Annotated in this window: 10 protein-coding genes; 5 read left to right on the top strand and 5 right to left on the bottom strand. The window is 71.7% G+C overall.

The window, feature by feature from the left end:
• Positions 1–11: 11 nt before the first annotated feature.
• A complete protein-coding gene (locus tag ACQPY0_RS35740) occupies positions 12–1,322 on the bottom strand; it encodes a Gfo/Idh/MocA family oxidoreductase (protein ID WP_432970813.1) in 1,311 nt (436 codons plus the stop codon).
• An 88-nt stretch (positions 1,323–1,410) separates the two neighbouring features.
• Positions 1,411–2,268: a phytanoyl-CoA dioxygenase family protein gene (locus tag ACQPY0_RS35735; RefSeq protein ID WP_432970810.1), complete on the bottom strand. Its 858-nt coding sequence runs from the start codon at positions 2,266–2,268 to the stop codon at positions 1,411–1,413.
• 35 nt (positions 2,269–2,303) lie between these two features.
• Here ACQPY0_RS35735 and ACQPY0_RS35730 point away from each other — a divergent pair, with 35 nt between their 5' ends.
• On the top strand, positions 2,304–2,900 hold the full coding sequence (locus tag ACQPY0_RS35730; RefSeq protein WP_432970807.1) for an alpha/beta hydrolase: 597 nt from the start codon (positions 2,304–2,306) through the stop codon (positions 2,898–2,900).
• On the top strand, positions 2,900–3,799 hold the full coding sequence (locus ACQPY0_RS35725; RefSeq protein WP_432970804.1) for an AraC family transcriptional regulator: 900 nt from the start codon (positions 2,900–2,902) through the stop codon (positions 3,797–3,799). The genes ACQPY0_RS35730 and ACQPY0_RS35725 overlap by 1 nt, the downstream gene beginning before the upstream one ends.
• A 36-nt stretch (positions 3,800–3,835) precedes the next feature.
• On the opposite strand, the gene ACQPY0_RS35720 is transcribed toward ACQPY0_RS35725, so the two are convergent.
• Positions 3,836–4,696, bottom strand: coding sequence for an AraC family transcriptional regulator (locus ACQPY0_RS35720; protein WP_432970801.1), 861 nt, complete (start codon positions 4,694–4,696; stop codon positions 3,836–3,838).
• Positions 4,697–4,844: 148 nt separating this feature from the next.
• Between ACQPY0_RS35720 and ACQPY0_RS35715 the strand changes: the two genes are divergently transcribed.
• Positions 4,845–5,633, top strand: a complete 789-nt coding sequence (locus ACQPY0_RS35715) for a phytanoyl-CoA dioxygenase family protein (RefSeq protein WP_432970798.1) — start codon at positions 4,845–4,847, stop codon at positions 5,631–5,633.
• Between the two features lie 30 nt (positions 5,634–5,663).
• The gene (locus ACQPY0_RS35710; RefSeq protein WP_432970795.1) at positions 5,664–7,379 is read left to right on the top strand and encodes an ABC transporter ATP-binding protein; all 1,716 of its coding nucleotides are present in this window, start codon (positions 5,664–5,666) and stop codon (positions 7,377–7,379) included.
• A gap of 86 nt (positions 7,380–7,465) precedes the next feature.
• Here ACQPY0_RS35710 and ACQPY0_RS35705 read toward each other — a convergent pair whose 3' ends face one another.
• Positions 7,466–8,134, bottom strand: a complete 669-nt coding sequence (locus tag ACQPY0_RS35705; protein ID WP_432970792.1) for a TetR/AcrR family transcriptional regulator — start codon at positions 8,132–8,134, stop codon at positions 7,466–7,468.
• A gap of 289 nt (positions 8,135–8,423) precedes the next feature.
• On the opposite strand from ACQPY0_RS35705, the gene ACQPY0_RS35700 reads away from it, so the two are divergent.
• The gene (locus ACQPY0_RS35700) at positions 8,424–9,239 is read left to right on the top strand and encodes an SDR family NAD(P)-dependent oxidoreductase (RefSeq protein WP_432970789.1); all 816 of its coding nucleotides are present in this window, start codon (positions 8,424–8,426) and stop codon (positions 9,237–9,239) included.
• Positions 9,240–9,249: 10 nt separating this feature from the next.
• On the opposite strand, the gene ACQPY0_RS35695 is transcribed toward ACQPY0_RS35700, so the two are convergent.
• Positions 9,250–11,352 carry a prolyl oligopeptidase family serine peptidase gene (locus ACQPY0_RS35695; RefSeq protein ID WP_432970786.1) on the bottom strand — a complete coding sequence of 701 codons (2,103 nt, stop codon included), beginning with the start codon at positions 11,350–11,352 and terminating at the stop codon, positions 9,250–9,252.
• Positions 11,353–11,354 lie beyond the last annotated feature (2 nt).

Genomic DNA, 11,354 nt, shown 5'->3' with positions numbered 1-11,354 from the left:
GGTCCCGGACGCTAGAGGAGGGTCGTGACGTCGACCGGCTGGCCGGTGCGGAACGATTCGTTCGCCGCCAGGCCCGGCAGCAGGGCGAACAGGCCGTCCTCGGCGGTGGCGCGGTCGTCCGCCTGCTCCGGGGCGTGGTCGAGCAGCGCCGCGAGCATCCGCTGGTCGCCGCCGCCGTGCCCGGCGTGGTCGAACGCGGGCACCTTCACTTCTTCCGGTGGCTGCCAGAGGGGCCGCACGACGATCCGCGCGCCACCGGCCGTGTCGGCGGCGAGGTCGCCGTGCACAGAGCCGCGGGCCGACTCGACCTGTTGCGCCGGCCTGGTCCACGCCGCCTCCTCGACCTCGAGCTCGAGCCGGCCGCGGGTGCCGTTGAACATGACCCGGTACCCCTCCCAGGGCGAGTAGGCCGTCAGGTGGTACGTCATCGCGGCGCCGCTGTCGTACTCGACAAGCATGGCCATGTCGTCCTCGATCGTAATCCCGTCGCCGAACACGTTCTGGTCGCGGATGTAGCCCGACTCCGCCTCGGCGTCGAGGTACAACGCGCGCAGGCTCGGGTTGTCGGCCAGCTGGATCGCGAACGGGTCGTCCCTCGCCGCCGGCGAGCCGTGCGCCCGGACGTAGTCACGGGCATAGCCGTTGCGCTTGCCGTTGGCACCGTAGAAGGCGAGCCGCCCCCGGCCGTAGACGGTCCGCGGCCGTGCGCCGAGCCACCAGTTGACGAGGTCGAAGTGGTGGCTCGCCTTGTGTACCGTCAGCCCGCCGGAGTGCTCGCGGTAGCGGTGCCAGCGGCGGAAGTAGTCGGCGCCGTGCCGCACGTCGAGCAGCCACTCGAAGTGCACCGAGATGACCTCGCCGATCGCGCCGTCGTGCAGCAGCTCGTGGACCTTCGCGTGCACGGGGTTGAACCGGTAGTTGAAGGCCACCTTCAGGTCGCCGCCGGTGTCGCGCACGGTGTCCATGATCCGCCGGGCCTTCGCGGCGTCGGTGGTCATCGCTTTCTCCGTGATGACCCGAGCTCCGGAGCGCAGGGCCGCCACGATGTAGGCGTCGTGGGTAGCGTCGGTCGACGTCACCACCACCAGTGCCGGCGCGGACGTGATGAGCATGGTGCCGAAGTCGTCCGGCGCCCACGTCCGGGCCGGTCGGCGTCCGTGCTCGGCGAGCAGGGTGTTGTGGAACGCCATCCGGGTGGGGCTGGGGTCGCACAGTGCCACCACCTCGTACTGCGGGCGGTCGGCGAGCCCGGTGGTGAACAGTTGCGCACGGTGTCCTGTGCCGACGATGGCGACCCGGCTCGGTGGCACTGACGCGGCCATGGCATCTCCTCTGTGGTGCACGTCCCGTGGTGGACCGGTCCAATGGCGAGGACGCTAGCAGTGGACCGGTCCAACAACAACCCGTACGCTAAGCCGGATGCGGCGGCCAGAGCTGAGGGCAGATCCGGGGATCGGCGTAGTCGGGCACGGCGTCGACGTGCCGGACGAGCCGGTCGTTGCCGTGTCGCGCCGGCTGCCCGTCCGGCCCGGTGTGCCGGCGCCACCGGTTGTCACCGGGCTGCAGGTGGATGGCCAGCGACCGGCGCGGTTCGGTGCTGTGGTTGGGCCCGCTGCCGTGCACCGTGCGGCAGTGGTGGAAGCTGACCTGGCCCCGCCGCATGGCGGTGGGGCGGACCCGAGCGGCGAAGCCCTGCCGCGACGTTCGCTGGGCGAGCAGATCGAGATCCTGGCGGAAGAAGTCCAGCCCGTCGACGTCCGAGCGGTGGCTGCCCTCCAGGAACGACACCGATCCGCCGCGCTCGTCGACGTCGTGAAACGCCACCCACGCGGTCAGCATCTCCTCGGAGGCACAGCTGAGCCAGTACTGCCGGTCGGTGTGCCAGCCGACGTTGGCCGCCACCCCCGGGGCGTCGACCGGCTTGTAGAGCAGCTGGTCGTGCCACAGCCGGATGCTCGTCGCGCCGGCGAGGCGGGCGGCGCAGGCGGCGATCGCCGGGTAGGCGACCAGGTCTGCCAGCTCGCGCACCACCAGCGACGCGTAGTCGTTCTTGCGCAGCCCCGGCCCGTCCGCTGGTGTCCAACCACCGAGCTCGCGCAGCCCGGGCCGCTCGGCGAGGTCGGTGTCGCGTTCGCCGGCGTAGAAGCGCCGCATGCCCCGCTCGGCCGCGTCCAGGACCGCCTCGGGGATGACGACCGGCGAGATCCAGAAGCCATGTTCACGGTACGCGGCGATGTCGCCGGGCCCTGGCAACAAGGAGTGATCCATGTGCTCGACCGTAGGTGGCGGGGCCGGTGACCCTCGTGCCTGAACCGACGCACTTCGGGCCGGAAACCGCGGTCCGTCCGTCCAACGCGCTGATCCTGCACGGCAAGCCCGGCCAGGCGGAGTTCTACGACCCGGCGGTACCGTCGCCCAGCAACCACCACTGGCTGCCCTGGCTGGCCAAGCAGCTGATCGTGCGGGACATCCCGGCCCATACGCCCGAGATGCCGCTGGCCTACGCGCCGGACTATCCCGCGTGGCGCCGGGAGTTGGAGCGCCACGACGTCACCCCGCGGACGCTGCTCGCGGCGCACAGCTGCGGAGCCGGCTTCCTGCTGCGCTGGCTCAGCGAGCACCCCGACGTGACGGTCGGCCGGGTCGTGCTCGTCGCCCCCTGGCTCGACCCCACCGGCCGGCAGGCGCCCGGCTTCTTCGATTTCACGCTGGACCGGCAGGTCGCCACCCGCACCGACGGGCTCACGGTGTTCCACTCCGACGACGACTTCGACGAAGTCCAGGTCAGCGTCCACACCATCCGCGACTCGATCGCCGGCCTGCAGTACCGCGAGTTCCACGGCTACGGGCACTTCGGCCGCGCGACCTTCCCGGAGCTGCTGGCCGCCCTGGTCGGCTGATGTCCACGACGGCGGTGTTCCGCCCGCCCTGGGTGCGGGCCGGATTCCACGCGGAAGCCCCGGCCGGCCTCGACTCGGCCGGTCGGCACAGTGGTCTGGTCCACGCCGGCGAGCAGTGGGCCCCGGCCCGGTTCCGGATCGCGCCGCACACCCATCCGGTCTGGGAGTTCTACCTCCAGGTGCACGGCGAGAGCGGTTGGCTCGCCGGCGGCACGCCGTTCGCGCTCGGCCCCGGACACCTGCTCGGCGTCGCCCCCGCTGTGTCGCACCACATGCGGCACGAGTCCTCCGCACAGCACCACTTCTTCTTCGCCGCCGTCGACCCGGCACCGGTCCTCGCCCGGCAGCCGCAGCTCGCCGCGGACTGGCAGGGGCTGCCGCCGGTCGTCCACAGCACCCGGGCGCACGAGCTCGCCGAGACGTTCCGGCAGCTCTGCCGCGAACTGACCACCGCGCGCCGGCACGCCCGGACCGGCCTCGTGCTGGCGGTGGACCGGCTCGTGCTCGAGGTGACCCGGCAGGTGCGCGACGCACACCCGGCGCCGGTCCTCGCCGGGCATCCGGCCGTCGCGGCCGCGCGGCGCCTGCTGGAACGGGACAGCGCCCGCCGCTGGAGACTCGGTGAGCTCTCCCGCGAGGTCGGGCTGGCCCCCGGGTACCTGGCCGCGCTGTTCGCTGCGGAGGTCGGCGTCTCGCCGCACCGGTATCTCACCGAACACCGGATCCGGCAGGCGCGCCACCTGCTCGCGACCGGTGATCTCCCGGTGACGGCCATCGGCCTCACGGTGGGGTTCGGCTCCGGCCAGCACTTCGCCCGGGTCTTCCGGCAGGTCACCGGGGAGAGCCCGAGCGAGCACCGCCGGTCGGCCCGGCCGACCGGCGCAGCATCCGGCCCCTGACGCCCGCGACGATTGCGCGGCACGCGATGGTGCGGGTCAGGGGACGTACTTGCGCTGCAGGTCGTGCCGGAACCGCCGGGGCGACACCCCGTACGCCTGGGCGAAGCACCGGCTGAAGTACGACTGGCTGGCGAACCCGCACCGCTGGGCGATCCCGGTGATCGGCTCGGTCGTGGTGGCGAGCAGCGCGGTGGCGTGCTGGAGCCGGAGGTCCGTCACGTATGCCGTGGGCGTCGTCCCGTAGTGCCGGCGCATGCTGCGCGACAGGTGCGCCGGGCTGACGTGGGTCAGGTCCAGCAGCCGGGGTACGCCGTCGCGCAGGTTCTCTTCGTGCCGCATGGCCGCGCAGGCCGCGGAGAGCCACTCCGGAGTGGTGCCGCTGCGGGCCGCCGGATGGGCCACGGCCGGCGGGCACAGCACGCCACACACCTCGGTCCAGAAGCGCACCAGGTCGAGCATGGAGGCGTTGCCGGGGAACCGGCCCAGCACCGCCTCGCAGGCCCGCAGCAGCCGCTCGTGGCCCGCCTCGTCGGGTCGCAGCAGTGGCGGCGCCGGCGTCGCGTCCCATGCCGCCGGCCCGCGCAGATCGGCGACGTCCACGAAGGAGCGCCACGCGGCGGGGGCGAAGGCCACGTTGAAGAACTCGACCCCGGTGGTTGGGTCGCCGATGATGGCGTGCTGGTCGCGCGGCCGGATCAGCACGACGTGCCCAGGCAGCAGTGGCTGCCGTCCGGAGGGCAGCCGGTGCTCGCCCGAGCCGGCGATGACGAGCATCACCTCGTAGTAGTCCACGTGCAGGTGCGGTTCGGAGCCGCCCCGGATCATGACCCGGGCGGCGTGGTACGGGCGGCCCAGGGCGTGCTCCTGGAACCGGAACCGGGCTACGGTCTCGGCCACGTCAACACGCTACATATCGAGGTTGCCCATGTGACCGCAGCGGCCCCGGTGGTGGTCAAGACGCTGCATGTATACGCGTCCTGGGTGCTATCCCGCCGCGGCCGGGCGGGGCGACAGTGGTACGCGACCATCACGGAGAGGAGCCGATGTGCTGACCACCCGAGACAGCGCCGGGGACGCCCAGCAACGGTACGAGCGGGACGGATACGTCATCTTCCGGGACGTCCTGGACCCGGACGTCATCGCCGAGGCCAACGACCACGTGGCCTGGCTGCAGGCGCGGCATCCGGACGTGCGCCCGGAGCAGTTGGGCCATCTGTACGTCAAGGACGACCCGTTCTGGCTGCGGCTCGTCGGCGACGACCGCCTGCTCGACATCGCTGAGCTGTTCATCGGCCCGGACATCGCGCTGTTCGCGTCGCACTACATCAGCAAGCCGCCGTTGTCCGGGCAGCCGGTCCTGTGGCACCAGGACGGCTCGCTGTGGCCGCTCGACCCGGTCGAGGTGGTGACCCTCTGGCTGGCGGTGGACCACTCCACCGCGGAGAACGGGTGCGTGCGGCTCGTACCCGGCAGCCACCGGCGGGGCTTCAGCGAGGTGCTCGTCAACGACCGGGTGGAGAGCGTGCTCGGCGTCGAGATCCCGGTCGACGACGTGGACGAGAACCGCGCCGTGGACATGGTGCTCGCCCCGGGCGACGTCGAGGTGCACCACCCGAACATCGTGCACGGCAGCAACGCGAACACCTCACCGCACCGGCGATGCGGGCTGACCATCCGGTACATCCCCACGTCCACCCGCATCACCGGTGAGCAGCGGCCGTACCCGAGCGCGTTCCTGCTGCGCGGCCGGCCGGGCGTGAACGTGTACCAGCCTCGCCCCCGGTACGTCGCCGGGGAGCACTTCCCGTTCCGCGGATGCCAGGACTGGGCCTGACCCGGCATGGAAGTCGACGGACGGCGGCCGGTGCGGACCACGATCCGCCTGCTCGCGCCCGGCAGGTGGCGCATCGCCGTGGCGACCCTCGCGTTCGCGGCGAAGGACAGCCCGGTCTGGCTGCTGCCCCTGCTCACGGCCAACATCATCGACGTCGTCGTCGGTCACCGGCCGATCGTCCAGCTGTGGCTCAACGCCGCGGTGCTGGTGCTCATCCTGGTGCAGAACGCCCCGATGCACCTGCTGTGGGTGCGGCAGATGAGCCTGGTCGTGCGGCACCTCGGCACCGACCTGCGTTCCGCGCTGGCGGGCCGGTTGCAGCAGTTGTCGATCAGCTTCCACACGAAGGCGGGTGCGAGCCTGCTGCAGACGAAGGTCGTCCGGGACGTCGAGAACGTCGAGCTGATGCTGCAGCAGGTGGCGCAGTCGGGCACGTCGGCGGTGCTGGCGCTGGTCGGCGCGCTGAGCCTGACGGCGGTGCGGGTGCCGCAGTTCGTCCCGCTGTTCCTGCTGGTGGTGCCGTGCACGGCGGGGCTGGTCGCGATGGTCCGGCGCCGGTCGGGGGTGCGCAACGAGGAGTTCCGCCTCCGGATGGAGGACCTCTCGGCGCGGGTCGACGAGATGGCGCAGCTGATGCCGATCACCCGGGCGCACGCGCTGGAGCAGGAGGCGGTACACCGGCTGCGCGGGATCGTCGAGGAGGTGCGCTCCGCCGGCATGCGCCTCGACCAGGTCAACGGCCGGTTCGGTGCGGCGTCGTGGCTGACCTATCAGCTGCTCGCCGCCGCCTGCCTCGTCGGCGCCGGCTGGACCGCCTGGACCGGGTTCGCCCCTGTGAGCGCCGGTGACGTGGTCCTGCTGAGCGCCTATTTCGCGGTGCTGACCGGCTCGGTCATCGGCCTGCTCGGATTGGCGCCGATCGTCACCAAGGGTCTGGAGTCGATCCGCTCGATCGGCGAGGTGATGTCGGCGCCGGACCTGGAGCGCAACGAGGGCAAGCAGCCCGCGTCGCGGGTCCGTGGTGCGGTGACACTGCAGAATGTCGGCTACCGGTACCCCGACGCCGCGCGACCGGCGTTGGCGAACGTCAACCTCGATGTGCGCAGCGGCGAGACGATCGCCTTCGTCGGCCCGTCCGGCTCCGGCAAGTCGACCATGCTGAACCTGCTGATCGGGTTCATCCGGCCGGCCGAGGGCCGGATCCTGCTCGACGGCACCGACATGGACACCATCGACCTGCGCACCTACCGCCAGCGCGTCTCGGTAGTACCGCAGGAGTCCGTGCTGTTCGACGGCTCGATCTGGGACAACGTCACCTACGGCCAGCGGGACCTGACCGAGGAGACGGTCACGCAGGCCCTGCGGGACGCGAACGCGCTGGAGTTCGTCGAGCGGCTGCCGCACAGCTGGGACACCCTCGTCGGTGAGCGTGGCGCGCTGCTGTCCGGCGGCCAGCGGCAGCGGCTGGCGATCGCCCGGGCGCTCGTGCGCGACCCGAAGGTCCTACTGTTGGACGAGGCGACATCGGCGCTCGACAGCGAGTCGGAGGCCCTCGTCCAGCAGGCGCTCACCCGGTTGATGCGCGGCCGGACGACGTTCGTGGTCGCCCACCGGCTCGCCACCGTGCGCACTGCCGACCGGGTCGCGGTGCTCGCCGAGGGCCGGCTGGCGGAGCTGGGCACCTACGAGGAGCTGGTCGCCCTGGGCGGGCTGTTCGCACGGCTGCACAGCCTCCAGCGCGCCTGAGCCCGGCGTCACCTCGCTGGTTCAGAGCCGTGCGAGAACCGCCGCGAGTCGCCGCACTCCGAGTTCGATCGCCGACCGCTCACGTGTCAGGACAGGCCGTGGGCCGCGATGAGGAGGGCGTCGCGGATCATCTTGCGGAGGGCTGCCGGGTCGCCGGCGGTGGGGCTGGTGTGAAACGCGTAGTGTTCCATCGCGGCCTGCAGGGCGCTGTTCATGACGGCGGCGTGCACCCGGACGGTCAGATCCGGGGCGGTCAGGCCGGCGCGGCGGGCCAGTGCGTCGGCGAGCATCTGCTCGGCCTCGTCGCGGGAGCGGATCCACACCAGTCGCAGGCCTGGTTCGGTGCGGGTGAGTCGGACCAGGTCGAGCAGTGCGGGGATGTCGTTTCCCATCTTGTCGGCGGCGACTGCCTCCTCGGCGCCGTGCTCCATGGCGTCGACGAGTTCGGCGGCGTCGTGTCCGGGGTGCCACCGCAGCACGGCCTGGATGGTGACGCCGAGCGGTTCGTTGAGGAGTGGTAGCACGCAGTGTTCCTTGTTGGGGAAGTGCCGCCACAGGGTCCGTACGGAGATTCCGGCCGCGGCGGCGATCTCCTCGGCGGAGGTGGCTGCCACGCCCTTGGTGTTGAACAATCGCACCGCCTGGCGGGCGATCTCGCGCCGGATCTCCGCCTTGCGCCGTTCGGTCAGCGGTGGTCGGCCCGCCTGCCGGATGGTCCGAGGCGCGGCCCCGGCGTCGTCCTGTTCGCCGGACACCCGACCTCCTGTCTGTTTTTCTTCGATACTAGGTCGCGCGCTCGGCGGCTGCGTCCGGCAGGGGGCTCGACTGCGGTATGGGCGAGAGCAACCAAACTCCCAGGTTAGAATTAATGGCAAGTGGTTGCCAAATGTTGCGGCTTCGGGTTAGCTGGTGCCCTACCCGCCACCGTTCATCGCCGCCGAACGTGTTCGTGTTGTTTGACATCCGGCTCGCCTGCAACGGGAGCTGATTACCGTGCTGGACGGCGAGCTTTGCACGTCCTGACGACAACCGAAGGAGACCGACATGTCCACCGCCGATGTGGCGAACAAATCCCTGGCCGAGCTTGTCTCCCTGCGGGGCCGGCGTGCGGTCGTGACCGGAGGCGGTCGTGGACTGGGCAAGGCGATCGCGTCACGCCTGGCCGAGGCCGGCGCCGACGTCCTGATCGGTGACATCGACGAAGCGCTCGCCGTGAGCGCCGCCAAGCAACTCGCGGAACGCTACGAAGTGCGGGTGATCGGTGCCGCCATGGACGTCACCGACACGGCGTCCGTCGTCGCGGCGGCCGACCGTGCCGTCGCCGAGCTCGGCGGCCTGGAGATCTGGGTCAACAACGCCGGCATCTTCCCGAACGTTTCCCTGCTGGAGATGACCGATGACACCTGGGACAAGGTGTTCGACGTGAACGCGCGTGGCGTCTTCGTCGGTGCGCGTGAGGCGGCCCGGCGCATGGCGGCCGCGGGTTCGGGCGGTGTCGTCGTGAACATCGTCTCCACCGCCGGATTCCGCGGGAGCGCGCCCGGCCTTGCCGCCTACGTCGGCTCGAAGCACGCCGCCCGTGGGGTCACGCGGGAGATGGCCCTCGAGCTCGCTCCGCTGGGCATCCGCGTCCTCGGCGTCGCGCCGAGCTATGTCCCCACGGAAGGCAACATGATGGCGGCTGCGGCCGCGGCGGAGCTGTACGGCGACGTGCCGCCGACCGATCTCATGCGGCTCAGCCCGGTCGGCCGTGCCGGTGTACCCGACGACATCGCGCGGGTCGTACTGTTCTGCGCGTCGGACCTGTCGACCTTCATGACGGGCAGCACGCTGCTCGCTGATGGCGGCGACACCGCCTGAGCGCTTCGGTTCAGTGCCCCGTCGCCGGGTGGGCTGCAACGTGGAGCGCGTCGCGGAGGAACTCGAGCTCGATGCGCAACAGCGTCGCGATATCCCCGGGCTGGCGCAGCATGTGCGTCGCGCGCGGCAGCGTCACCAGCCGGGGCGGCGTGCCCGCCGATGTCAGGCGATGTGCGAGTTCGAAGGAGTGCGCCGGGTGTACGTTGTCGTCGGCGAGGCCGTGCACCAGCAGCAGGGGGCGGCGCAGTGGCCCGGCGAGCTCGAGCAGGGACGTCCGCGCGTAGGCTTCGGGTTGATCCGACGGCGCGCCGAGGTAGCGTTCGGCAACGACGGAGTCGTAGCGGCGCCAGTCACTGACCGGTGCGCCGGCGATTGCCGCGGCGAACAGGTCAGGGCGGCGCAGCACGGCCAGCGCGGACAGGTAGCCCCCGAAGGACCATCCGCGCATCGCCACCCGCTCGAGGTCGAGCTCGCCGGGCCAGTGCCGGGCCACCTCGTCGAGCACCGTGATCTGGTCCTCCAGCGCGGGGCTGGCGAGGTCCCGGTACATCTCGCGTTCCCACGCCGGCCCACGATTGGGCGAGCCACGGCCGTCCGCGACAATCACCGCGAACCCCTGGTCGGCGAACCACTGCGGCTCGTGGAAGAGCCGGCGCATCGCACGAACCCGCTGGCTCAGCGGACCGCCGTAGGGATCCATGAGGACTGGCAGTTTGCCCGGTGGGCGCACCTCGGGCCGCGGGAAGAGCACCGCTGTGCGTAGCCGCGTGGCACCAAGGGCGAGTAGTTCCACCGGCGCTGGTGTCCGGGATGCCACCTCGAGGCTGCGCAGCGCCGCGTCGCGCCGACCCGGTGCCTGCACCACGGCGCTCGCCGGGCCATCGAGAGTCTCGGAAACCAGCACCAGGCCGCGATCGTCGCCGGCGCACGAGTGCACGCCGGATCCGGTTGACAGCTGCCGCGGCGCGGCTTCGCCCCGATGCCAGGCGTACACGTGCTGCTCGGTGGGCTCGGTGGCCGCCGTGAAGAGCACCCTCGCGCCGGCCTGGGCTACCGCGCCGACCTGCAGCCCGGGTGGCGTGATCCGTTCGTCGCCGGCGAAGAGGCTGATCGTGTCGTCTGCCGAGCGGGCGTGCAACAGGCGTCCGTCGCTCAGCCAGGCCGGCGTGCCCGGCACCGGGTAGACCCACCGCTCGTCGGTGTCACTGTGCACGAGCCGGGTCGAACCGTCGCTGCTGACCGCGACGGTGTCGAGCCTGGTCTGCGCCCGGTTCATCAGCGTGAGCAGGGGCGGGTAGCCGGATTGCCACGACACCCCGACGAGGTAGGGCAGCCGGTCGCGTGCCCAACTCACGGTGGTGGTGGCGCCGTCGAGATCCAACCGTAGCAGCGTGACGTCGGCGTTGGCCGCTCCGGCCGCCGGGTAGCGCTGCGCCACCGGAGCGGTCTCGGGGCGATCCGGCTCGGCCCGCCACCAGGTGGCGACCGGGCGCTCGTCGACCAGCGTGACCAGCAGCGCGGTGCCGTCGGGGCTCCACCAATGGCCACGGTGCCGATTGAGCTCCTCGGCTGCCACGAACTCGGCGACGCCGTAGCGCTGCGCCGGCCCCGGGTTGTGCAGCGCGACGACGAGCGTGCCGGCGCGGTCGACGACCTGCAGGCCGTCGGGCGTGACGAACGCGATGTGCCGCCCCGCCGCGTCGAACTGCGGGTCCACCACCGGACCCGGGACGGGCAGTTCGAGCACCTCGCGCGTCACGCAGCGGAGCACGAACAACCGCCCGGCCAGCGCGAAGGTCACGTGCTCGCCTGCCGCATCGCACGAGTAGGCGACGATCCCCTCGGCTGCCTCGTGGAGCCGCTCGCGTCGCGACCGCTCGTCGGCGCAGACGCCGCCGGCCGGGTCGTCGACGAGGCCGGCCGGGTCGACCAGCAGTATCTCCTCGGACGTGTCCGGGTCGAGACGCCACAGGCAGCACACCGGGTCGGTGCCCGACCGGGTCCGCAGGAACAGCACACCCCCGGCGGCAAGGGCGATGTCGCGCGGCCGGCCCAGCTGGAACCGGCGGCTGCGGGCGATCAGCTGCAGGTCCGCACCCGCATCGGCACGCATCA

It is taken from the genome of Dactylosporangium sp. CA-233914, assembly GCF_050942935.1.
Lineage (GTDB): Bacteria > Actinomycetota > Actinomycetes > Mycobacteriales > Micromonosporaceae > Dactylosporangium.
The sequence above is the reverse complement of the archived record's forward strand: the minus strand, read 5'-3'. Positions and strand labels throughout refer to the sequence as shown.